This is a genomic window from Ginsengibacter sp., assembly GCF_057362405.1.
The window spans coordinates 1-24,002 of record NZ_JBMQQG010000275.1; the positions used below are offsets into that span (position 1 = coordinate 1).

Below are 24,002 nucleotides of genomic sequence, written 5' to 3' on the forward strand. Positions count from 1 at the left end.
AAAATCTGTATCGGGTACTAAACCTGTAATACTCTTTGAAGAAAATATCGAGATCATTGAGCAAACTGAATTTTCCATAATCTCTTAATAAATCTTCGAGGCCGGAAACTATACTGGCGATTAGAGTTTCAGTAATGGCTTCTTTGTTATTAAAATGATAGGCAAGATTACCGACACTGATTCCTGTTTCATCGGCAATCTGTTGAAGCCTTACGTTGCTTATTCCATACTCATTAAATAATAGTATTGAGGAACCTAAAATCTTTTGTTTGGTGTCAGTTAATGGCATTGTTTTTCATTGTTAGTTTAAACAAAGGTTTAAATCTTTCAATCTTACTTCTAATGTTCCGCCGCTGATCTTTTGCCGCACTGCTCCGCATATAGTGCGCTGCAGATTTTGCTTTCCTTTCGCTATAATATCTTATAATTTTGCGCATGATGAGCTTGGAGGAGCTTTCTGTAATTCGCAAAAGTAAGATACACTTCCCGTCCTTCTTTATTATAATTGGCAGATTCAATTACTGCCGTATCTGTAAGCCACCAATCATTTTTAAGAAATACCAGGTTCTCTTCTTCTGCTGGTTTTTCAATCATCCAGCAATTGCTTCATTTGAAAAATTTTTCTAAAGTTAAGAAAAGATACCGGGCTGGTCAACAGCTTATGCCTGTTCTTTTTTTGAAATGATATCACGCAAAATACTGGCGCTTTCTTGATCTTCTTTGGCAAGCAAATTTGCCAGTATTCCATAAGCTCTTCCAGACTATATTGCTCAAGTTGTCCTCTCTTGTCGGAAAAGATTCTTCGTCCTGCTGATTGTGAAACGCACGATTCTTCCAACAACTTTCCATTGACTAAGATGCTGCACTTTTGTCTGATGGCTAGTGCAATCGAATCCGAGGTGCGGCTGTCAATTTCAATTAATTTATTGTTATCGTCTTTTACGACAATAACTGAAATATAGGTACCATATTGATTCCACAGATTTTTATTGAATCAAGGCTCACATTCAACTTTGCAATGGTATTTAAAAAAAGATCACGAGTAAGTGGCCTTACAAGATGCATTTGTTCTAGTGCAACTGCAATTGCCTGGGCTTCCTGGATACGATGTCCTTTTTATTCCTAAAGTGATGAGCCAGGTGGCCAACATTTACAAAGGCACTGTCAGAAATATTTTGCAAGCGCACATTTACAAAACCTTTTTCATTAAAAAGAATCAACGCTTTATCTAATATATTTTGTTTCGTAGGCTTCATATACAAGAGCTATTAATACAATAGTCAAAAAGGCAAACAGGAAAGTACGTTGTAAATATCATTCTATTCATCAGATTTCGCCTACAAAATAACGGTATGCTATTTGGAAGTTCTATTGCATAATGCAAACAAAAAATAAAAATAAAAATCCGGCCGAGCAAAAGCCCCAGAAAAGCCAACAACTAATACTTCAACATACAGAAGAAGCTGCACTTACTCAGTTAGAACGTTCTACAAAAGGTTTGCTATTATCCGGCATTTCGGCAGGCCTGGACATAGGTTTTTCCGTATTGTTAATGACAATTATGTTATCGACGTTTAATGGTGTGGTGCCCGAGGCAATTGTAAGATTTTTAACGGCAAACATGTATCCGATAGGATTTATTTTTGTCGTTTTAGGCAGATCGGAATTATTTACAGAACACACAACACTTGCGATTCTTCCGGTTTTGCAGGGATTTGCGTCTATCAAAAAATTATTACGGTTATGGTTGATTGTATATGTGGGTAATATTTTTGGCGGTTTAATATTTGCCTTAATACTATCATATTTTGCGGGGTCACTTCATTTTTTACATAGGGAAGCATTTGCCCAAATCGCGAATGGCTTTATCCATAATTCATGGGTTGTAACATTATTAAGCGCTGCTTTAGCTGGTTGGTTAATGGGTTTACTTGCATGGCTTGTCGCCGCGGCGAGAGAAACTATGAGTCAAATTTTCATCATCTGGATGGTTACTGCGGCTATCGGTTTTGCCGGATTGCCGCATTGTATTGTGGGGAACATTGAGATAGCGTCGGCTTTATTTACCGGGCAGGTTTCTTTCGGTCAATATCTTCAATTTCTTGGCCCGGTAACTTTAGGTAACGCAATTGGCGGCGTCTTTTTTGTAGGTATCTTGAAATTCAGTCATACGATAAATAGTGGGAAAGAAAAAGAAATCAATCTTGAAAATGAGGCAACAATCGTTTCCTAGGGCGAGCCTATCATCTAACGTTTTTGCTATTTCAGTTTATTGTAAAATGTTATATTAAGATATTTTTTCCGGAATGACTCCCCTCGTCATAAATTATGGAATATATTCGCAACGTCGTTACAATAATTTCCAACAACCTGGCAATTCATTTTGACATAATCTGCATTCTTGTTTGAAAATAAATGATTAGATTTTTCAACAGCTCGTTTGGCTTAAAATACATTAGCGCTTCCTTGCTGCTCTTTGTGTTTACGTTGGGTATAACTCCCAGGAAAACGCTGCACGATTGGTTTGCAAATCACAAAGACAGCACGTGCAAAACCTCTACTGGCAAGACGACACAATTCTCCAAAGCGGGTTACAACTGCAGATGTGATGACCTGGTTGCTGAGTCACATTTTGTAACATTCATCAACGTGCTTGTTGTTAATTTTCACTCTGTGAATTCGTTTTTCTCATTAGATATTCCTGCGTTAATATCTCTTTCACTTTTTCATAATAACCTTCGCGGTCCTCCTTGTAAAATTTAGTTGCATACAAAACATTAGCTCAAAATCCATTTACATGGTTTAATGGGCGCATCTTAAATTTTATAAAATAGTCAATGAAAAATATTTATATGCCATCGGTATTATCCTTTGCATTACTTTCCATTTTTTTCAACCCGGCAGCTGCGCAATCGCGGTTTACGAAAAATCTTATTACAAAAGTCACTTTATCAGGGCGGGTAACTGCTGTCAAGACTGGATTGCCTTTACAAGGCGCAACAATTTATATTCCCGACCTTAAAGCCGGAACTACAGCCGATGCGAACGGAAATTATGTTTTGCATAGCATTCCCATAGGAACATACCTGGTGCAGGCAGGCTTTGTTGGTTACAAGGATAACATAAAAACAATTACACTGAATGAAAATACCACGACAGATTTTGTGATGGAAATTTCTATAACAGAAGAAAATGAGATTGTCGTAACAGGCAGTTCCAGGGCAACTACTATTAAAAGAAACCCAATTCCGATAATTTCAATAAATAAACAGTATCTCCAGCAAAATCTTAGCACGAATATTATAGACGCAATTGCGCATGTTCCGGGCATTAACGCCGTTACAACAGGGCCGAACATTTCCAAACCATTTATAAGAGGTTTAGGGTTTAATAGAATTCTTACATTGTATGATGGTGTAAGGCAAGAAGGGCAACAATGGGGCGACGAACACGGAATTGAAGTTGATCAAAATACAGTGAATAAAGTTGAAGTCGTAAAAGGCCCTGCAAGTCTCATCTATGGATCGGATGCAGTTGCGGGTGTAGTAAATTTATTGCCAGCGTCACCTCCACCTGATGGAAAAACAATTGGCAGTATTTCAAATGAATACCAATCAAACAATGGCCTGATGGCAGGTTCTGTTATGGCTGCCGGTAATAAAAATTCGATTACCTGGATGGGAAGAGCTTCCTATAAAATGGCAACAAATTATCAAAATAAAATTGACGGAAGAGTTTATAACACAGGGTTCAGGGAACTTGATTTTAGTGGTTCTGCAGGAATTAACCGTTCATGGGGATATTCACATTTAGGAATTTCAATCTTTAACGATTTGCAGGAAATTCCCGATGGCAGCCGGGATTCAGCAACGAGAAAATTCACCAAACAGGTTACAGAAGCGGACACCTTCAGGCCAATCGTTTCTAATGCTGAATTAAGATCGTATAACATAACGGTATTGCATCAGCACGTACAACATTACAGAATTTATAGTGCGAATAACTTTATGCTTGGTAAAGGATCGCTCGGACTTAATTTATCCTACCAAAAAAGTATCCGTCAGGAATTCAGTCATCCGCAACTTGCATTGCCCGGACTAGATCTTGTTTTGAATACATATGCTTATGATGCAAAATATTATTTCCCCGAAATTAATAGATGGAATGTTACAGCAGGAGTCAACGGCATGTATCAAAATAATAACGTGACAAAAGGAACAGAATTTATAATTCCATCATACAAGCAGTTTGATATCGGTCCTTTTATCTTTGTAAAAAAGACAATAAAACAGCTTGAAATTGCCGGCGGAGTAAGATACGATGTAAGACAATTTAACAATGCATCACTTTATACGAAACCAGACCCTGTCAATGGTTTTGACACTCCTGTTTACGGTGTTGATACCGTAGGAGCCGATAATCCTTTTTATGCGTATACGCATACTTTTTCCGGAGCCAGTGGCAGTCTTGGAATATCCTATAAATTCTCTGATCATTTAAGCGGAAAGGCCAATCTTGGAAGAGGTTACAGATCTCCCAATATTTCGGAGATTTCTGCTAACGGCGTTCATCCCGGAACCAATAGTTTTCAAAAAGGTAACCTGAATTTTAAACCTGAGTTTAACTGGCAGGAAGATATCGGGATAAATTATAATTCGCAGCATATAACAATTGATGCGAGTATTTTTGATAATGAAATAAATAATTATATCTACGATGAAAAAGTGTCGAGTAGCAATCTTCAAAATACCATCATCGACACCTTCCAGTTCCAGGCTGCCAGAGCTCATTTGTATGGAGGCGAATTATCAGTAGACATTCATCCACACCCATTGGATTGGCTGCATTTTGAAAATTCTTTATCCATCGTATACGGGAATAATGGTGGTGTTAACGGACAAGGGAAACTTTCAGATAGCGCCAAATACCTTCCCTTCATCCCTCCCTTGCATACTTATTCTGAGTTACGGGCTAATATCAAGAAAGTATCGCCGTCAATTGTAAATGCCTTTATAAAAGTGCAGTTTGAGTGCTATGCGGCGCAAAACCGGGCTTACCTTGCATTTGGCACTGAAACGCCTACCTCCGGTTACCAACTTTTTGATGCGGGGTTTGGAGCCGATATAGCTAGCCGTAAAGGACAAACGCTTTTTACTTTTAGTGTGTTAGGAGATAATTTATTTAATGTCGCTTATCAGTCACATTTAAACAGGCTTAAATATTTTGAGCCATACCCTGACGATCCCCGTCCATATCATGGCATTTACAACATGGGAAGAAACATTAGTTTTAAAATAAACGTACCGCTTGATTTTAGCAGAAAATAAACCATGATTTATATAATTTAAAAAGGTGAAGCTCTGCAATTGAGGGCTTCAGCTTTTCAATAATTTATTGTGGAAATAACTGTTCTCGGCCGAAACAATAATACTTACATTCTGTTTTAAAGAACCTTATGCTATTTTAGCGGGCAAATATTTTATTTTCTAAAAGGAAAGTACGATGCAATATAAAAAAGGGGCGAAATTGTTTTTGACTATAATTTGCTTATCGGCATGGTTTGCTCTAATCGGTCAATTCTATCTTATTCTACTTAACAGGGTTACTTCAATGCCTGAAACAATAATTAGGTATTTTAGCTTTTTTACTATTCTTACCAATCTTATAGTAGCAATTTGTTGCACAACTTTAATAGTCAACCACAATTCAAAAATAAAAAGCTTTTTTTCCCGACAAAATACGCTAACAGCCGTTGCAGTATACATAACCGTCGTCGGGCTCGTATACAATATTATTTTACGTTTCCTTTGGAAACCAGAAGGCCTTCAATGGATTGTTGATGAATTGCTCCACACCGTGATCCCATTATTATTTATTGCGTTTTGGTTATTAATTGTACCGAAAGGAAAATTGCATTGGATAAGCGTTTTAGCGTGGCTGTTATATCCACTTATCTATCTTGTATTTATTCTATTGCGGGGAATACCTTCCTCATTTTATCCTTACCCATTTATTAATGTTGATGAAATCGGGTATTCACAAACGTTTATAAACAGCTCAGGAATGCTTTTGGCATTCCTGGCAGTATCAATTTTATTTTTAATTGCAGACAGGTTTAAAAAAAATTAACCTGCTACTCTTTTGGACAAGTTGCGAAAAATAAATCGCTTACATTAGTAATTTTCTACTTCTGCTATTTTTCTTCTTGACGAAGTTTTGAACTTCTGAATTCCCGAAGAAGTTTCCAAACATTCGCAGGCTTCTCCATGGGTGAAAAGCTGGGCACTCCATACATAATCCATTTCAACGATATCTCCTGTTTCAAAGCCCTGGTCTGTTAAATAATGCCATGAACAATCACGATTAAGATCGCTCGTAATTTTTGAGGCTGCCTTTGGATATGCAATCCACAATTTACCTGCCGCATGTAATGCAGGACAAACTTCCGAAAGAATTTTGTACAACTGGCTTGAATTTAAGGCAAATACAAGAGCAAAATCAATTTTTCGCGTTTTTAAAAGTGGAGTAACATTTTTCGAAAATGAAAGCTTTGAAAATTGTTTCTCAATTGTAGAAGGAAGACCTTGAATTAACAGATTTTTTTCGTCCTCTAATTGTAATTTTTCAAACAATGTTTGAGACATAAGCGAAGAAAAATTTTAAGGTTAAAAAATATGCCCTAAATAACTGCACCCCTGTAAATCATTGGGTTGGAATTGATGGATATAAACCAAGATGCAGAAAAGACGCTGCAAAACTACGGAAAATATTGCTTATAACCAACAAACTACCTATCCTTAAACAAAAGGAACGATACACCACCATGAATTTTTGGCGTATTATTTTGAATTTGCCGGTTTGTAATATTTTAGAGCTTCATCCATATAACCTTTTAATTTCGCGATCCTCTTTGAATCTAAAGGATGGTCACTTAATATTTCAGGTGTTTTTGAACCCTTATTTAGATTAGACATGCGGGTCCAGAAAGGAATTGCTTCCCTGGGATCGTAACCTGCCATGGCTGCAAATATTAGCCCATAGTGGTCTGCCTCGTACTCCTGTTTTCTTGAATTTGGCAATAACACACCAACCTGGGCTCCGGGAGCGTAAATACTTTTAAAAATATTATTAGCTGTACCATTGCCGGATGTAAAGATATCACCAGCCAACCCTATATTTTGGGCGATCAAGGCCTGGCTCATTCTTTCCTGTCCATGGTGAGCTACTGCGTGGGTTATTTCATGACCCAACACAATTGCCAGAGCATTTTCATTCTGGGTAACTGGTAAAAGCCCAGTATATACAGCGACTTTTCCTCCCGGCATACACCATGCATTTACTTCTTTACTGTCAATGAGGTTAAATTCCCATTTGTAACCCGCGAGTTCATTTGATAGTCCTTTGTCAGCATAATACTTTGTAATTGCTGCTGCTATGCGTTTTCCCACCCTTTTTACCATTTCAGCATCTTTATTTTTTGTATTACTTTCTACAGTATTTTTTGCAAGAACTGAATCATATTGCTTGGTAGCTTCAAGTTGAAGGACTGATTCAGGCACAAGAGATAACTGGCTTCGCCCAGTGATTGCGTTAGTTGTACATGATACAATAAAAATTGAACCAACTACAAACAGCAGAAATAAATTTTTCATCATAATAATTTTTTCTCTAACCAAACAATTGATGTACCAAATATTTTGTAAACGACAAATGCAACGCAAATTCAGCTGCAAATTAAAATATGGAATTAAAAATATGTAGTGATTGTAAAGATCAGAGTTCCTTTCTGCGTAATTTTTTCCGGTCGCGATATTTTAAAATAGGAACGCGATTTTCGTTTCCTTTTAGAAGCCTGCTAATATTTTTTTGATGAGTTAAAACAACCAAAGCCGCCACGGCTACGGCGAAAACTCTATAAAAAACTTCCTTTTCATTATAAATCCATAAAACGCAAATGGGTAACGCAACTCCTGCAAGAATTGAACTAAGGGAAACGTACCTCGTTAAAAACAGCACTAACAAAAATACCCCCACACAACTTGCCGCTACTACGGGTTGAATTGCCAAAAGCATTCCAAATAAAGTAGCAACACCTTTACCGCCTCTAAACTGTGCCCAAATGGGATATATGTGCCCTGCCACAGCAGCAAGACCTAAGCCTATCATTAAATTCGTGCGGTCCAGTTCGTTAGTTAGATAGTAAGGCAACAAGTTATAGAGTGCCACCGCTAAGATTCCTTTAAGCATATCTCCAATCATAACAATGGTTCCAAACTTTGAGCCCAGAACTCTGAAAGTATTTGTGGCGCCCATATTGCCGCTACCATATTCTCTTATGTCTACCCCAAAAAAATGTTTGCTTATTAATAAAGCCGTGGGTATGGATCCAATAAGATACGCAGTTATGATCAGGAGTAGTTCTTTCATAATTTATTGTAGAGTAAACAAATATAGCATTAAAAAAATGTCTTATTCTTATAATTTTCTCAAAATTTATTGCTTGCCAAACAACACAGCAATCCATTCTTCCCGTTGAGCTAATTGCTTTTTTAAAAATCCATTTTTCTCAAAAACAAAAACCAGGTTATTCTCATTATTTACCAGAATACCACTTACCAGTAAAATAGAGTCTTTGCCCAATGACAGTGACAATTGTTTTGCGTTTTCCTCCAGTACATTCAAATTAATATTAGCAAGAATAATATCAACGCCGGAACCACCAAGAATATTATTTTTCTGTTCAGTTATAATACGTTTACAATTATTGGCCTCAATATTTTCTGTGGCATTATTAATGCTCCACTCATCATGATCGATCGCCAATACTGAAGCTGCACCTAATTTTTCAGCGAGAATTGCAAGAATACCTGTGCCCGTGCCGAAATCGAGTACCTTCTTATTTCGGAAGTCAATGGACTGCATTAATTCAATCATTAAAAAGGTAGTAGCGTGGTGGCCAGTTCCAAAGCTCATTTTCGGGGTAATAATTATTTCATGATCAACACCCTCTAAAGGTTTATGAAAAGATGCCCTTACTCCGGCAAAATTATTTATTGTTATCGGTTGAAATTGACTTTCCCAATCCGCATTCCAGTTTCTTTCCTCAATTACAGATTGTTTATAGGTTGCGTTTTGCGATAATAATTCTTTGAAAGTGATTTCATTAAATTCATCTTCTCGTATATAAGAAATTAGCCTATTCTCATCTTGTTCAAACGCGTAAAAATTGACTTCCGATAATTCAGCCATTAATATATCTCTCTCCTCGCTTGAGTCAGTCTCAATTTCTATTTTTATAAAATTTCTCATAAAAAAAGCCTGCAGAATTCTACAAGCTCATGTCTTAAATTTATAAAATGACTAATTATTTTCCTGTGGGACGTGGCGCAGGATTTGATTCTGGTTTTGGAATCAAAGCTTTACGACTCAACTTAAATTTGCCGGTTTTTGGATCAACACCAATAAGTTTCACTTTCACCTTGTCACCTTCGTTAAAAACATTATCCATCGTCTCCAAACGTTTCCACATTATTTCTGAGATGTGCAACAACCCTTGCTTGCCGGGTAGGAACTCAATAAAGGCTCCAAATTCTTTAATACCTTTTACAGTTCCTTCATACACATCGCCTATTTCAGGAACGGCAACAATGCTCTTAACCCATGCTACAGCCTGGTCCAGACTTTCTTTGTTAGCAGAAAATATACTTACTTCGCCGGTCTTACCTACTTCTGTTATATTAATTGTTGCTCCGGTTGTCTTTTGAATTTCCTGGATTATTTTTCCGCCGGGCCCTATAACTGCGCCAATAAATTCAGAATCAATGATTAACTTTTCCATTCGTGGTGCGTGTGGCTTCACATCTGCCCGATGTTCAGGTATACATTGATACATTGCATCCAATATGAACAATCTGCCTCTCTTTGCCTGGTCAAGTGCTTTGCGCATAATATCCATGCTAAGTCCATCAACCTTGATATCCATTTGCACTCCACAAATTCCTTCTTTGGTACCGGTAACTTTAAAATCCATGTCTCCCAAATGATCCTCATCTCCCAGAATGTCTGTAAGTATCGCAAATTTTCCTTCTTTAGAAATCAGTCCCATTGCCACCCCGCTAACATGTTTTTTAAAGGGAACTCCTGCGTCCATCAATGCAAGAGAACCTGCGCATACTGTTGCCATTGACGAGGAACCGTTACTTTCAAGAATATCGCTTACTACCCTAACGGTATAAGGATATTCGCTTCCAGGCAGGATTTGTTTCAGGGAGCGTTGTGCAAGGTTACCATGCCCTACTTCTCTCCTCCCTACTCCTCTCATCATTTTCACTTCGCCTGTTGAGAAAGGAGGAAAATTATAATGCAATATAAATTTAGAATAATCACTGCTCGCTGCACTTTCAACTAACAATTCGTCGAGAGGCGTGCCCAGTGTTACTGTAGTTAAAGATTGTGTTTCACCTCTTGTAAATAAAGCAGAGCCATGAGGTGAAGGAAGATAATTTGTTTCCATAGTAATTGGCCTGATTTCATCGAGACCACGCCCATCCAGGCGCTTGCTTGTTGACAGGATCATATCGCGAACAACGTGATATTGAAGCTCACCAAAATAGAATTTTATTAGTGATTTATCTTCATCCGGAATTTCTTCACCAAGAAATTCTGTAGTCTCATTAAGGAGACTGTCAAATGCCTCCTGTCTTTCATTTTTTGCTGATGCTTTTGAAGCTATGGCCAGCATTTTTTCTTTAGCAAATTCTGTAATTTTTTTATTTAGTTCTTCATTGCGATATGGTTTGGTATATTCGCGTTTGCCCTTTACCCCAACTTTATCCCGTAATTCCTCCTGAGCTTTTACCTGTATTTTAATGGCCTCGTGAGCAAGTTCAATTGCTTTAACTAAGTCTTCTTCCTGGCACTCTTTACCTTCGCCTTCTACCATCATTATATTTCTGTCTGTAGCTGCAATAATAAAATCCATTTCCGCTTCTGCAAGTTGCGTGCGGCTGGGATTAACAATCATTTCTCCGTTCACCTTTGCAATGCGAACTTCTGAAATAATTTCCTGGATGGGAATATCAGAAACAGCCAAAGCAGCAGAAGCTGCCAGACAAGCCATTGCATCCGGCATAACTTCAGGATCGCTTGAAACAAGCGATACAAGTACTTGAACGTCACATAAATAATCCTCAGGAAATAAAGGACGTAAGGCCCGGTCTATGAGCCTGGATGTCAATATTTCGTAATCATTAAGTCTTGCTTCTCTCTTAAAAAAAGATCCGGGAATGCGGCCTGCTGAGGCAAACTTTTCCTGGTAATCAACTGTTAGAGGAAAGAAGGACTGTCCTTCCTTAGGCTCTTTGTTAGCAACAACTGTTGCGAGGATAACGCAGTCGCCTAAACGCACTGTTACAGCACCATCTGCCTGGCGGGCGAGTTTTCCTGTTTCGATAGTTACCATGCGGCCTTCACCTATATCAAATGTAACTGAAATGGGATTTGGAATCATATAATTTTTTCTTATTATTGGGTTGTTGTAAAAAAGTAATCCCAACCGTGAATTCAGTTGGGAAAAGCTTACAATATCATTACGATGTATTTATTATTTACGAAGTCCTAACTTTTCAATCAAAGCACGATAACCCGTGAGGTCATGTTTACTAAGATAAGTTAAGAGACTCTTTCTTTTCCCAACCATTTGCATTAATCCGCGTTGGGTACTGAAATCTTTCTTATTTGATTTAAGATGATCGGAGATATGATTAATTTTTTCGGTTAACAAAGCAACCTGCGCCTCTATAGAGCCTGTATTAGTGGCTTCTCCTCCAAATTCAGCGAATGTTTTTGACTTTTTTTCAGATGTTAAATAAGACATTTTGTACTAAATAAATTTATAAATGGCAGCAAAGGTAATAATTAAATTTCAATTTCAAGCAGCGTTTTTGCAAACGCGTGATGAAAAAATAAAGCGGCTAATCTTCGGGCCTAATTATCGCAGACTTTTGATATTCAATGCATACAGCGCTATGAAAACCAGGCCAAAAAAACCAGGGAAAAAGGAAATTCCAATCGACGTCATATTGACTCCATAAAAATATAGTGGTATACCTATCCCTAACATTGTACCGGCAATATAAATATAGAAGCCTCTTCTTTTTAGCCACCACATAAACAAAGCGCCAAATAGTGTAATTAAGGCAGAAAGAATTGTTCCGGCAGCATTTTTTCTAATATTATCTGCCGTCATAATCTTTGCAACTGACAACATCATCTTTTCTCCAAATAAAGAGCGCTTTTTCCGGATAACTTTTGCTTGAGTAGAATCCTTTTGAAAAGCAGAATCATTTACTTCCATTTTGGTGGCCGCGGAAATCATTTCAGCCGATTTTGAAGCGGTTCCATAAGCCCAAATGTTGGTGACTATTAGCCATGAACTGCCAATAAAAGTTAGTACACAAAGCACAGTAAGTAATGTTGGCCTGGTGTGATCTTCCTCATCAAATCCGGTTGAACTTGATTCCATATCAGATTATTTATCGTTAATAGTGGAGTAATATATTTTGTAAAAGAATTCTAATTTCAATAATGAAATAACTATTTAATGCCAAAATTTTTCAATCCCTTCCGCAGGTTTCCAATTTGATCTTGATTCAAAATAATTCCACAACAGTGCAGAAACGTTGCGTGCAAATTGCCAGGCTTCATTATCGGGTACCCATCTTTGATCTTTATTATTTTTGGTTGCTACGTAAAAGACATAATCCCCATGCGGAGCATTCACAAGTACTGCTTCCGACCGGGAAGCATCCACCATTCCCTGCTTTGAGGCAACCTGAACATAAGGCGGTATTTGGGAAAGTGCATAATCATCCCAGTAAACATGGGTTAGAATTCTGTACATGCGTTCACTTGCTGCGGGGCTTACGGCTTTCCCGTCTCGTATCATCACAAGTAAATCGGCCATTTCTCTTGGGGTTGTTTGGCCCCAGCCGTATTCATCATAGTTAATCTTACGGCCAGGCGTACGCGAATTTACCCGTGTAAATTGAAATGCGTGACCGGCCAGCCATTGGTTAATGGTAATTCCTCCTCCTGCTAATTTTTCACACCAGATTGCAGCAGTATTGTCGCTGTGCGTAATCATGAGAGTAATCACATTGCTTAAGTCTGTCTTAGAACTATCTTTAAAATACTGCATTAGTCCCGAGCCACCGTGAGCCATTGAATCACGGTAAAGCATGGGTTGATGATAGGTAAGGGCGCCTTCCTGAATTTTATTAAATATGCCAATTAGTATAGGTAGCTTAACGATGCTTGCCGTTGGGAATATAGTATCCGCGTTTATGACTGCTTCTTTTCCTGTTTTCAAATTACGCACATAAATACCCGCGGTCCCATGGAATGAATCTATCAAAGCACGAAGTTTATTTTCAAGCTTTTTATCGGTGCGATATTGAGAAAAAGATGGTTCAGGCAGTATTAAGTGGCCGGCTACTAAAATGATAAAAAGAATTTTCATGTTTGATATTTGAGAATCTTTCTTTTAATGTATAGACAAATATAAAGTTTATGTAAAACCGTAAACAAATTCATTCCCTTAAACATTATCAAACTTTCTTCGGGTAATAAAGGGATCATCCCGCCATTTCCCTACTGAGTTTTTCCAACAAGCGCTTATGGACAAGCCATTAATAAAAAATTGATATTAACACAAATGTGATAGCGGTATAATTTTTTATTTCTTAAATAATTTTGCTATGGGTGATAAATTATTCAATTTTATGCCAGGATATTTTTCTTCAGTTGCCCCGAAACCTCGATAAAAGGTGGCAATACCCTTAAGATCACTACCTTCAAAATCAAGCAGTAATTTTCTTTCGGCGTAATCTTGTATAAATAGATCGATCATTAAATGAGACGCACCTGAATTTCTTCCTTTTGGGTTATTTCCCACTAAAATATAATAAGCTCTTCCATGAGAAAAAAACCATCCCGATGACGATAAAAGATCTTGTTGAGGCGAATAGATTCCATAAGTGATAGCCATATTTTTCCGTAGTAGAATCTCATACAATTTTGCAAGATTTGCATAATCCTGACTCTTAATAGGAGAAAAATTTTTTGCCTGTTCTTTAGCAAGGTAGATTACATCGGAAACCGGGATGTTTTTTTTAAGAAAGTTTCCCGCCTCCTTGGCCTTCCTGATATTTCGCTGGTGACTAATTGAATAATGAGCTGACAATTTCGCGTAGCTTTTTTCAAGCGGAAGGATATAATTACTTCGGTCAAACATTTTAAAACCCCCGGTGGCAAATACATTTCTTTCATTAAGATTAAAATCCCAATACTTAAATTTTGAAGGTATACTTTCTAAGAAAGATTGCACGATTTCAGAAGACAAGTCATTTCCAAAAATCCCCAACTGTGCTGCATAAAATGGCTGGTACAAGTAATAAATCCCATATTTTTTATTCCATGTTAATGGCATTACAGCTTCATAGTCATTCATAACGAGAGCATCCCAATTTTTGCTCATTGCATCAAGATAAAATGACCAGGCATACACCAATCCATTGGAAGCAGACTCAATACAACGATCCCATTTTTGCTTATCAATATTTGCCTGCTGCAGATATGTAATTTTCAAATTTTTATTTTTGATGAAAGGGTTGAGCGAAGTTCTAAAGATTTAGCAGATTAAAAAATTCAGGAATTTGGAGAGCTAAAAAAATATAGATTTTTGCGCTGATTACCCACAATTTTTTGCCTCGTTTGAAAATTTTAATTATTGATATCATACAATTTATTCCGTTCTTTGATTCAATATATTTACAAACTCCGGCCGACTATTTAATTCGATAAAACACACTGCAAAATCAGGAGGAGCGGCCGTAATATTGTAATTCAAAATTATGCTATTAATATATCTACCCTCAGTAACACAAAGAAGTAAATATATTTTTGAATTGATATTTAAAAATGAATTGGGGCTAGCTTTTGAGGTAACCACAGACATTGAAATTTTTAATCGTTACAACCAGGAAAAACTCAATTATTCCTTCTTTCGTCATTATGATGAACTTTTCATCAAAGCCTCCCCGCTTTTGTTTGAAAATTTTATAAAGAAGACTGATCCGGTTGTGGAGGAAAAATATGAAACAAAAGTTTTATTTCCCAATGATACATCCTGTGATATGGGTTTCGATATTTTCTCGGCAGTATTTTTTATGGTAAGCCGCTATGAAGAATATTTGCCCTTTACTCCCGACGCACATGGCTTATTTACTGCGACCGAATCACTGGCCTATAGAAATAATTTTCTACTAATTCCCGTCGTTGACAAATGGATCGATCTATTCAAAAATATTTTACAAAAAAAATTCAGTGGTATTAAATTAGTACCTGGCCATTTTAAAGCTATTGTAACATACGACATAGATGTGGCTTTTAAATTTAAGGGTAGAAATCTTAAAACAATAGCAGGTGGCACAATCAGGGACCTCGTTCATCTCAACTTTAGAAATATCTATAACCGTATACGAACACTTACTAACCAACAAGAAGATCCCTGGTATGTGTATGACTATCTCAAGGAAACGATTGTACGTAACAACTTAAATTCAATTTTCTTCTTTTTGCTAGGCGACCGCTCCAAATACGACAGGAATTTGAACTATAAAAATCCGTTAATAAAAAAACTTATCGATACGATTTCAGCATTCAGTGAAATTGGCATTCATCCTTCCTATTTAACGACTTCACACCCCGGAAAAATATTAATTGAAAAAGAGAGGCTTGAAATATTATCCGGTAAAAAAATCAATAAAAGCAGGCAGCACTATTTAAGATTTATTTTGCCAGAAACCTACAACTCGTTAATTGACGCGGGGATTACAGAAGATTATTCTATGGGCTTTTCTGACTTGCCGGGTTTCAGGGCCGGAACATGCAAGCCTTTTTATTTTTATGATTTAAAAAATGAAAATCAAACCACCTTAAAAATATTTCCAATAACATTGATGGAGGGCTCTTTCATGGATTCGAATGCTTCAACACATTTAAACGCGTTGCAGGAAATTTATAATTTGGTTGAAGCAGTGAAGAATGTAAACGGAACTTTTATTAGCATATGGCATAATCATACGGTTAGCGAAACAAATGAATTTGCTGACTGGAAAAAAGTTCATGATCAAATGATCCGATTTATTACGAAAATTTTAAATAGCTAATTTCATTAATCGAATGTTATACTTTTTTTTTAATCGTTCAACTCGCAATCAAATTCCCGGTGTCAATTAATTTAATTCTCATTTCAAATTTTGCATAAAATTGATTAATATTTTTTCTTCATTTTGCCAGTTAAGCTCTTCAGCAGCCATTACGGTATTTTGCTTCCAGAAATTATATAATTCGTTATTTTTTGAAATGTCCATAATCTTTTCGGCAATCGCCTCTGGGTCAAAACTGTCAATAAAATCTCCGGTTTGGTATTTTTCAATTATTAATTTTATCTCGACAGCCTTTGATGATAATACAGGTATGCCCGCATGCATATAATCAAATAATTTATTGGGCAAGGCAAACATATGGTGATCAGTAAAATGAATCTTTTCAAAGATGAGTCCCAAAAAACATTGCCGCGTGTATCTCATCATTTCATTGTATGGCAGCACATCTATGAAAGTAACCTTATCAGAAAGCTTTAAATCAAGCACCATTTGTTTAAGCTTGTGTAAAATTGTTCCTTTTCCAATAAAATATAAATTAAATATATCGGGCAAAAACTGCATGGTTAGCACTGCATCTTCCGCCCCACGATTTTCATTAATACCGTTACCCTGTATTATTAATATTTTTTTTCCCGGAGGGATTATCACTTCTTCATCCGCTTCGCCTTTTTCAACTCTGTAGGGAACGTTCCGTATAACGGTTATAAGAACTTTATATTTACCCTCATAAACCTGCTTTATAGAATTGTTTACCGTAATTACATTTTTTAAACGTGGGAACAAAAACCTTTCAAGAAGTTCCCATATTTTCCTCGACATCTTTTTATAAACACTTAGGGTAAAATATTCACGACAGTCATAAACGAGCTTTATTCTTTTTGACCGCGAAATAATATAATTAGGAAGCAATGTATCTAGATCGTTCGCCCACAAAACATCTGCTTTTTTAAATAGCAAATAAAAAAACAGTTGGACGTTAAAAACAAGATACATCAAAGGCCCACGCCTGAAAAGATTTGGAAAACGAATTACTTTATAATTGAGCTCATTTAAAAGAAAGTTATTGCTGCTTTTTCTGCCAATTAATAAAACATCATATCCCATTTTTCGAAACGTATTACACTCCTTCTGCACCCGCTGGTCGGTAACAATATCACTAATGACTGAAACGATTATTTTTTTGTTCAAGGAAATTGGCAATTTTTAATTCATAAATGTTGAACAATTATAAGCAGTTTTGTGTACTTATTCTTATTAAAATATTAAATAAATTTATTTATAACATTTCTCCGTTGACAGATAAACAACTTCATATAGTTTGCCTGGATGTTCCGTACCCTGCGGATTACGGTGGCGTTTTCGACCTGTTTTATAAAATCAAGGCTCTGCACAGCCTGGGTATCAAAATTCACGTTCATTGCTTCGAATACGGTCGTGGTAAACAGGAGGAACTTAATAAATATTGTGAATCCGTTAGTTATTATAAAAGGAAAAGTGTTTTTAAAAGTTTTTCTTTTCGTCTGCCCTATATTGTTAGTTCGCGGGCAAACCGACTGTTATTAAATAATCTTTTAAAAGATGAGCACCCCGTTTTGCTGGAAGGAATTCATTGTACCTATTTTTTATACACGGAAGAATTAAAAACCAGGAAAGTGATCGTAAGGTTGCATAATGTGGAACATGAGTATTACGAAGAACTTGCAAAGGCAACCAAAAATATACTCAAAAAACAGTATTTCTTGCTGGAAAGTCATCTGTTAAAAAAGTACGAAAATAAAATAGCCGGTAAGTGCATGTTTATTGCTGTTAGCAAAAAAGACGTGGTGACCTATCAACAAAAATTTGCAGCAAAAAAAATTCAATATCTCCCGGTGTTCTTGCCCTACTCCCAGGTATCTTCTGAAATTGGTTCAGGCAATTTTTGTCTTTACCAGGGGAATTTATCTGTGCCGGAAAATGAAAAAGCTGCTATGTGGCTCATGAAAAATGTTTTTGATTCCCTGGACATTCCACTGGTTATTGCCGGTAAAAATCCATCTGCAGGTTTGCAGTCAGTCGTGCATAACAACGACAACTTTTGTATTGCAGCGAATGTTTCTGAAAAGGAAATGACTGATCTTATAAAAAAAGCTCACGTCCATGTACTGCCTTCTCTCAATAAAACGGGCATAAAAATAAAATTATTAAATGCTCTTTTTAATGGCAGGTATGTCGTTACGAATACAGCCGCTATCGAAGAAAATAACCTGGAATCAATTTGTGAGGTTGCGGATTCAGCCTCCGACTTTGGAAAAAAGATTACTGAATTATTTCAAGAATCATTCTGTCAGCAGGAGATTGACAACAGGAAGAAAGTTTTAGAAAGTGTCTATGATAATCACGCGAATGCGTTACAACTTATCCAATGGATATGGTAGCATTGTCCCAAACTTTACCTCGTTCTGTTTTTATTGTTCTCGCAGGAAATTTATTGATAACGGGATAATCGTGTGTAGCCATTATTATAGAAGTTCCATAGTCGCGGCTGATATTAAAAAGAAGCTGCATAATTTCGTCAGACGTTTCAGGATCAAGATTTCCGGTCGGCTCATCAGCAAGAATAAGCTTGGGAGAATTCAACAACGCACGGGCAATATCCACCCTTTGTTGCTCGCCACCGCTTAATTCAAAAGGCATTTTGAATCCTTTCGTTTTCAAGCCAACCTTATCAAGCACGTCCGAAATTTTTTCGTCCATCAGTTTTTCGTCTTTCCAACCAGTAGCTTTCAAAACGAATTTCAGGTTATTATTTATGTTCCTGTCAGTAAGCAACTGAAATTCCTGGAATACTACCCCCAGGTTGCGACGTAAATAGGGCACTTTCTTCCAGTCAAGGTCGGCCAGGTTATAACCAACAACTGTACCCTCCCCTTCCCTCAATGTAAGATCACCATACATTGTTTTTAGCAGGCTTGACTTGCCTGTGCCGGTTTTACCCACCAGGTAAACAAATTCGCCGCGATTTACAGTTATATTTACATCCTGCAGAATGAGCGAATTTCCCTGGTAAATATTGGCATTACGTAATTCTACAATTGCTTCGGCCATATGGTAATCTTATTAAAAATTAATCCGCATTAATGCGGCAAAGTTAATTGTATAATTATATTTTCTTTAAAAGAAATAATACACAACTGTTAAAAAAGATTTAATTACAACTAAAAATTTAGTTGTTAAACTAAAACTTTAGTTTATATTTGTCTTTTGAAAGAAAAAAATAAAAGAATTATGAAGACATTGACTAAGGCAGAAGAACAGATAATGCAGGTAATCTGGAAGATGGACAAAGCGTTTTTGAGGGAAATTATAAATGAATTGCCCAATCCTAAACCTCATCAGAATACCGTTTCGACAATACTTAAAATATTGGTAGAAAAAAATTTTGCCGGTGTAAATATCATTGGCAGAAATCACCAATATTACCCGCTTGTAAATAAAGAGGTGTATTCCAAAGGGAGCATGAGGTCGTTAGTAAAAAAATATTTTGACGGCTCCTTTTCAAATGCCGTTTCTTCAATGGTAAAAGAAAACAACCTCAGTATAGAAGAACTTGAATTGCTTTTAAAACAATTAAAAAAAAGTAAGTAAGTATGATAACCTTAGCCTGGTATTTACTAAAAGTAATTATATGCTCCGGCATATTGTGTGGCTACTACTATTTAGCCCTCCGCAATAAAATATTTCACAAGTGGAATCGATTTTATTTACTTGCTGCTGTCGTGCTTTCTTTACTAGTGCCCGTAATGAAAATAAATATTTTTCAAAATTCCACTGAAGATAACGGAGCCGTTATCAGAATGTTACAAACCATTAACAGCAGCGACGAAATAGTTATAGAATACAGTCGCCAAAATGGTTTACAGCTTAGCTCTACAACCGTTATATTCATTATATATAGTCTGATTACCATTGTATTTCTATCTATTTTTTTTCTTGCACTATACAAAATACTCAGGCTAAAGAAAAAATATCCGGGAACTAAAATGAAGGGAATCAGCTTTATTTCTACGGATGCAAAAGGAACTCCTTTTTCATTTTTTAATTCAATTTTCTGGAACAATGCTATTGATATTTATTCAATACAAGGCCAGCAAATTTTCAATCATGAAATAGCACATGTAAAAGAAAAACATTCTTATGATAAAGTATTTATGAACATCCTTCTCATTTTTTTCTGGATGAATCCTTTCTTTTGGTTGATAAGAAAAGAATTGAGTATGATACATGAATTTATTGCCGATAAAGAAGCGCTGGAAGATAGTGATATCAATGCTTTTGCAGAAATGATTCTACAAACTGTTTATCCCGGCCAGCAATTTTCATTAACCAATAATTTTTTTCATTCACCCTTAAAAAGAAGACTCACCATGTTCACAAAAAACAAAAATCCTAACGTTAGTTACGTTAGCAGGCTATTAGTTTTGCCTTTGGCCGCAATTGTGTTTTTCGCCTTTACATTAAAGATGAAAACTATTATCTATCCAGGTTTTTACACGGGTAAAACAATTACGGTGGTGATAGATGCCGGGCACGGCGGGGAAGATAACGGTGCTGTTGCCGCAGATGGCTTAAAAGAAAAAGATATTAATCTTTCTATTGCCAAAAAGATTGAAGAATTAAATTCAAATAAACATATTAAAATTTTACTCTCAAGAGATAATGATAAATTAATTCCATTGAAAGAAAGAGTTGAATTTGCAAAAACCAACCATTCGGATTTATTTATTTCAATTCACGTAAACGCTGCAGATGAGAGCAATTTAAATGAAAATGGCATTTCTGTCCAGATCGATAAAAATAATTCTGATAAAAATAAGTTATTGGCATCCGCATTAATACAGGAATTAAAGAAATCTTATACAACAGACGATTTTGTTGGTCTTCGTAAAAATGGGGTTTGGGTTCTTGATCACAATATCTGCCCGGCCGCGCTTATTGAATGCGGCTATTTAACCTATCCTCAGGATGAGGCATTTTTTTCAAATAATAATAACCAGGAAAAAATTGCCAGGAATATTTTAGATGCAATAGGAAAATATGCTGGACAGAATTCATCTGCCAATATTAGTTCAGTTAACAAGCCAATTGACACAGTTCCTGCCGCCTCTTTAGCGCAAGCATTAACGCTTCAAAACGGAACAGATATTTTATATGTTGTTGATGGAAAAATTACAGACAGGGACGAAGTTTTGGCCATCAATAGAAAGAATATTGAAAGCATAAATGTTTTGAAAGGCGAAACCGCAATAAAACAATATGGAGAAAAGGGAAAGAATGGAGTTGTTATCATCCACATAAAATCTAATACGAATACAAGCTCAACGATCGAAAAAACGGTAAAGCCCGACCCTATTTACTTTATTGATGGAAAGGAAATTTCCAAAGATGAAGTGAAAAAATCTACTATGGACCCTACCCTGATTCAATCAATAAGCGTATTAAAAGGCGAAAGAGCTATAGCTGTATATGGACAAAAAGCTAAGAACGGAGTTATATTAATAACATTAAAACCTGGAGGTTTGAAGACACCTGTTTCATTGAATACAAATACCAACACAGACGAAAATTCGATACGCCTTACGAATCAAAATGACAAAAGTGGTAAGATGAATAGTAACATTGAATTCAATGGACACCCAAATAACAATTATACAACCGACACTATGCCCGACAAAGTTTTTACCAAAGTTGAAAATGAAGCAGCATTTCCCGGAGGCAAGGATGCGTGGGTAAAATATATGTCGGCAGCCATTCAGGCTTCTATAGATTCACTGTCTGAAAAAGACTACGGGACATGCTTATTGAAATTTATAGTAAATACTGATGGCACCATTAGTAATGTGGAAGCCACAACGATGAAAGATACCCGTTTGGCGGAAATTGCCATGAATGCGGTTCGTACCGGACCAAAATGGATTCCGGCGACTCAAAACGGAAAAACAGTTGCAGCGTATAGATTGCAACCAGTAACGCTTACAAATCCAGAGAAAAAATAGCAAACAATTTTGAAAGTTTAATCCGCAGGTGTCAGGCCACTCCGGTGGCCAGGCACCTAATAAACCAACTCGCCTCTTTCATTTTTGATAACCAATTCCTTTTTATCACTCGCTTCCACCCTTCCTATAATTTGAGCATCGATATTAAATGTTGTTGCCTCTTTAATTATTGACGCAGTAAAATCTTCATCGGTATAAATTTCCATTCTGCAACCCATATTAAATACCTGGTACATTTCCCGATCGTCGGCTCCGCTTGCTTCCTGGATCTCCTTAAAAATTACAGGCGGCTCAAATAAATTATCCTTTATTACGCTAACGTTATCAGGAATATATTTCAGGCATTTCGTTTGTCCGCCACCGCTGCAATGTATTAATCCATAAATTTTATCGAAATTATTTTCGAGTAATTTTTTCATGAGAGGCGCATAAGTTCTCGTGGGCGAAAGAATCGCCTTAATATCCGCTATCCTGTTTTTGCCAATGTAAACTACATCGTCACTTAACGAATTATCATAACTCTCTTTATAATTTTCTGCATAATATTTATTAAGAATATCGTGCCTTGCAGAAGTTAACCCGTTACTTCCTATTCCACTGTTGTAGGCACTTTCGTATGTTGCCTGGCCAAACGACGCCAGTCCAACAACCACATTTCCGGGCTCTATTTTTTCATTAGATATGATTTTCGATTTTGGCCATCTCGCCGTCAGGGTCCCGTTCACTGCAACTGTTCTTACCACATCACCAACATCTGCTGTTTCGCCACCGAGATAATGAATATTAATACCATAGGTTCTCATCAAATCAAAAAATTCCTGCGTACCATTAATAACTTGTTCCAACACTTCACCAGGAATAAGATTTTTATTTCTATCAATAGTTGAATTAAAAATGAGGTTATCATAAATGCCTACGCACAAAAGATCATCAAGGTTCATCACGACGGCATCCTGCGCAATGCCTTTCCAAACAGATACATCGCCGGTTTCTTTCCAATACAAATAAGCAAGGATACTTTTTGTTCCTGCGCCATCCGCATGCATTACATTTATATACTTGCTCTCACCGCCCAGAAAGTCAGGATAAATTTTGCAAAAAGCTTTAGAAAAAATTCCCTGGTCGAGATTTTTTACAGCAGCATGAACTTCTTCTTTTTGGGCAGAAACCCCACGTTTGGAATATAGAGACATTAAGTAAATTAATTAATTAACCAGTTAACATGTAAAAAGGCAAAATTAAGATTGAAGATTGATATTCCATTTTCAAATTCAATTATCATTTATCTTGCGCACATCTTTATGCAGGTACATCGTGATATAACTAACTTACCCTTTTTTAAAAATGCCGTTGTCACCATCGGAACTTTTGATGGAGTTCATACGGGGCATCTGCAGATAATTAACCAGCTTAAAAAGGAAGCGTCGCAGGTTGGAGGCGAAACCGTTATAATTACTTTCGATCCACATCCCCGTATGATCGTTCATAAATCAAACGGAGGAGGCATAAAATTACTGACTACACTACCCGAAAAGATTGAATTGCTCGAAAAGCAAAATATTGACCATCTTGTAATTGTTCCGTTCACCTTGGAATTTTCTGAACAAACTGCTGAGGAATATATAAGTGATTTTTTGGTAGCAAGATTTCATCCACATTCTTTGATTATCGGTTATGATCACCGCTTTGGAAAAAACCGGCAGGGTGATTACAAATTGCTGGAATCTTACCAGGCTAC

At 36.6% G+C, this 24,002-nt stretch carries 26 protein-coding genes; 9 read left to right on the forward strand and 17 right to left on the reverse strand.

Annotated elements, in window-relative coordinates; all coding sequences use genetic code 11:
- From ACO1O5_RS22700 to ACO1O5_RS22720, 5 genes are all read right to left on the reverse strand, one after another.
- Nucleotides 1-289 (reverse strand): TetR/AcrR family transcriptional regulator (locus tag ACO1O5_RS22700; RefSeq protein ID WP_486274389.1); only part of this gene is annotated, 289 nt, incomplete at its 3' end.
- A 122-nt stretch (nt 290-411) separates the two neighbouring features.
- A complete protein-coding gene (locus tag ACO1O5_RS22705; RefSeq protein WP_486274390.1) occupies nt 412-594 on the reverse strand; it encodes a hypothetical protein in 183 nt (60 codons plus the stop codon).
- Entirely contained in the window at nt 587-982 is a 396-nt protein-coding gene (locus ACO1O5_RS22710; protein ID WP_486274435.1) for a bifunctional nuclease domain-containing protein, read from the reverse strand. The genes ACO1O5_RS22705 and ACO1O5_RS22710 overlap by 8 nt, the downstream gene beginning before the upstream one ends.
- Nucleotides 940-1,065, reverse strand: coding sequence for a hypothetical protein (locus ACO1O5_RS22715; protein WP_486274392.1), 126 nt, complete (start codon nt 1,063-1,065; stop codon nt 940-942). Before ACO1O5_RS22715 ends, ACO1O5_RS22710 begins: the two co-directional genes overlap by 43 nt.
- A 5-nt stretch (nt 1,066-1,070) precedes the next feature.
- Nucleotides 1,071-1,256 carry a TetR/AcrR family transcriptional regulator gene (locus ACO1O5_RS22720; RefSeq protein ID WP_486274394.1) on the reverse strand — a complete coding sequence of 62 codons (186 nt, stop codon included), beginning with the start codon at nt 1,254-1,256 and terminating at the stop codon, nt 1,071-1,073.
- A gap of 122 nt (nt 1,257-1,378) precedes the next feature.
- On the opposite strand from ACO1O5_RS22720, the gene ACO1O5_RS22725 reads away from it, so the two are divergent.
- The 4 genes from ACO1O5_RS22725 to ACO1O5_RS22740 all read left to right on the forward strand — a co-directional run bounded on the left by ACO1O5_RS22725 (nt 1,379) and on the right by ACO1O5_RS22740 (nt 6,129).
- On the forward strand, nt 1,379-2,233 hold the full coding sequence (locus ACO1O5_RS22725; protein ID WP_486274396.1) for a formate/nitrite transporter family protein: 855 nt from the start codon (nt 1,379-1,381) through the stop codon (nt 2,231-2,233).
- Between the two features lie 182 nt (nt 2,234-2,415).
- Nucleotides 2,416-2,763, forward strand: coding sequence for a hypothetical protein (locus tag ACO1O5_RS22730; protein ID WP_486274398.1), 348 nt, complete (start codon nt 2,416-2,418; stop codon nt 2,761-2,763).
- A gap of 74 nt (nt 2,764-2,837) precedes the next feature.
- Nucleotides 2,838-5,327: a TonB-dependent receptor gene (locus tag ACO1O5_RS22735; protein WP_486274400.1), complete on the forward strand. Its 2,490-nt coding sequence runs from the start codon at nt 2,838-2,840 to the stop codon at nt 5,325-5,327.
- Between the two features lie 283 nt (nt 5,328-5,610).
- Nucleotides 5,611-6,129, forward strand: a complete 519-nt coding sequence (locus ACO1O5_RS22740) for a Pr6Pr family membrane protein (protein ID WP_486274402.1) — start codon at nt 5,611-5,613, stop codon at nt 6,127-6,129.
- A gap of 44 nt (nt 6,130-6,173) precedes the next feature.
- Here ACO1O5_RS22740 and ACO1O5_RS22745 read toward each other — a convergent pair whose 3' ends face one another.
- The 9 genes from ACO1O5_RS22745 to ACO1O5_RS22785 all read right to left on the reverse strand — a co-directional run bounded on the left by ACO1O5_RS22745 (nt 6,174) and on the right by ACO1O5_RS22785 (nt 14,647).
- On the reverse strand, nt 6,174-6,644 hold the full coding sequence (locus tag ACO1O5_RS22745; RefSeq protein WP_486274404.1) for a hypothetical protein: 471 nt from the start codon (nt 6,642-6,644) through the stop codon (nt 6,174-6,176).
- 195 nt (nt 6,645-6,839) lie between these two features.
- Nucleotides 6,840-7,652, reverse strand: a complete 813-nt coding sequence (locus ACO1O5_RS22750; RefSeq protein ID WP_486274406.1) for a M48 family metallopeptidase — start codon at nt 7,650-7,652, stop codon at nt 6,840-6,842.
- A gap of 121 nt (nt 7,653-7,773) precedes the next feature.
- Nucleotides 7,774-8,427, reverse strand: coding sequence for a glycerol-3-phosphate 1-O-acyltransferase PlsY (plsY, locus tag ACO1O5_RS22755; RefSeq protein WP_486274408.1), 654 nt, complete (start codon nt 8,425-8,427; stop codon nt 7,774-7,776).
- Nucleotides 8,428-8,493: 66 nt separating this feature from the next.
- Entirely contained in the window at nt 8,494-9,309 is an 816-nt protein-coding gene (gene prmA / locus ACO1O5_RS22760; protein ID WP_486274410.1) for a 50S ribosomal protein L11 methyltransferase, read from the reverse strand.
- Nucleotides 9,310-9,364: 55 nt separating this feature from the next.
- Nucleotides 9,365-11,509 carry a polyribonucleotide nucleotidyltransferase gene (gene pnp, locus ACO1O5_RS22765; RefSeq protein ID WP_486274412.1) on the reverse strand — a complete coding sequence of 715 codons (2,145 nt, stop codon included), beginning with the start codon at nt 11,507-11,509 and terminating at the stop codon, nt 9,365-9,367.
- Between the two features lie 93 nt (nt 11,510-11,602).
- The gene (gene rpsO / locus ACO1O5_RS22770; RefSeq protein ID WP_486274414.1) at nt 11,603-11,875 is read right to left on the reverse strand and encodes a 30S ribosomal protein S15; all 273 of its coding nucleotides are present in this window, start codon (nt 11,873-11,875) and stop codon (nt 11,603-11,605) included.
- A gap of 114 nt (nt 11,876-11,989) precedes the next feature.
- On the reverse strand, nt 11,990-12,523 hold the full coding sequence (locus ACO1O5_RS22775; protein WP_486274416.1) for a hypothetical protein: 534 nt from the start codon (nt 12,521-12,523) through the stop codon (nt 11,990-11,992).
- A 75-nt stretch (nt 12,524-12,598) separates the two neighbouring features.
- Nucleotides 12,599-13,519, reverse strand: a complete 921-nt coding sequence (locus tag ACO1O5_RS22780; RefSeq protein ID WP_486274418.1) for a serine hydrolase — start codon at nt 13,517-13,519, stop codon at nt 12,599-12,601.
- Nucleotides 13,520-13,735: 216 nt separating this feature from the next.
- Nucleotides 13,736-14,647: a hypothetical protein gene (locus tag ACO1O5_RS22785; protein WP_486274420.1), complete on the reverse strand. Its 912-nt coding sequence runs from the start codon at nt 14,645-14,647 to the stop codon at nt 13,736-13,738.
- A 265-nt stretch (nt 14,648-14,912) separates the two neighbouring features.
- Here ACO1O5_RS22785 and ACO1O5_RS22790 point away from each other — a divergent pair, with 265 nt between their 5' ends.
- Complete coding sequence (locus ACO1O5_RS22790) at nt 14,913-16,229, forward strand: polysaccharide deacetylase family protein (RefSeq protein ID WP_486274422.1); 1,317 nt, start codon at nt 14,913-14,915, stop codon at nt 16,227-16,229.
- A gap of 78 nt (nt 16,230-16,307) precedes the next feature.
- Here the strand turns inward: ACO1O5_RS22790 and ACO1O5_RS22795 are convergent, their stop codons facing one another.
- Nucleotides 16,308-17,417 (reverse strand): glycosyltransferase, encoded by a 1,110-nt coding sequence (locus tag ACO1O5_RS22795; RefSeq protein ID WP_486274423.1) that lies wholly within the window; start codon nt 17,415-17,417, stop codon nt 16,308-16,310.
- A gap of 104 nt (nt 17,418-17,521) precedes the next feature.
- Between ACO1O5_RS22795 and ACO1O5_RS22800 the strand changes: the two genes are divergently transcribed.
- A complete protein-coding gene (locus ACO1O5_RS22800; protein WP_486274425.1) occupies nt 17,522-18,646 on the forward strand; it encodes a glycosyltransferase in 1,125 nt (374 codons plus the stop codon).
- Here ACO1O5_RS22800 and ACO1O5_RS22805 read toward each other — a convergent pair.
- Complete coding sequence (locus ACO1O5_RS22805; protein WP_486274426.1) at nt 18,627-19,316, reverse strand: cell division ATP-binding protein FtsE; 690 nt, start codon at nt 19,314-19,316, stop codon at nt 18,627-18,629. The two genes, ACO1O5_RS22800 and ACO1O5_RS22805, sit on opposite strands and share 20 nt — an antisense overlap.
- 180 nt (nt 19,317-19,496) lie before the next feature.
- On the opposite strand from ACO1O5_RS22805, the gene ACO1O5_RS22810 reads away from it, so the two are divergent.
- Together ACO1O5_RS22810 and ACO1O5_RS22815 are read left to right on the forward strand one after the other, a co-directional pair.
- Entirely contained in the window at nt 19,497-19,856 is a 360-nt protein-coding gene (locus ACO1O5_RS22810; RefSeq protein ID WP_486274428.1) for a BlaI/MecI/CopY family transcriptional regulator, read from the forward strand.
- A 2-nt stretch (nt 19,857-19,858) separates the two neighbouring features.
- The gene (locus tag ACO1O5_RS22815; RefSeq protein WP_486274430.1) at nt 19,859-22,264 is read left to right on the forward strand and encodes an N-acetylmuramoyl-L-alanine amidase; all 2,406 of its coding nucleotides are present in this window, start codon (nt 19,859-19,861) and stop codon (nt 22,262-22,264) included.
- A 56-nt stretch (nt 22,265-22,320) separates the two neighbouring features.
- Here ACO1O5_RS22815 and ACO1O5_RS22820 read toward each other — a convergent pair whose 3' ends face one another.
- Nucleotides 22,321-23,457 carry an AIR synthase related protein gene (locus tag ACO1O5_RS22820; RefSeq protein WP_486274432.1) on the reverse strand — a complete coding sequence of 379 codons (1,137 nt, stop codon included), beginning with the start codon at nt 23,455-23,457 and terminating at the stop codon, nt 22,321-22,323.
- A 51-nt stretch (nt 23,458-23,508) separates the two neighbouring features.
- Here ACO1O5_RS22820 and ACO1O5_RS22825 point away from each other — a divergent pair.
- Nucleotides 23,509-24,002: adenylyltransferase/cytidyltransferase family protein (locus ACO1O5_RS22825; RefSeq protein ID WP_486274434.1), on the forward strand; the 494-nt coding region annotated here is incomplete at its 3' end.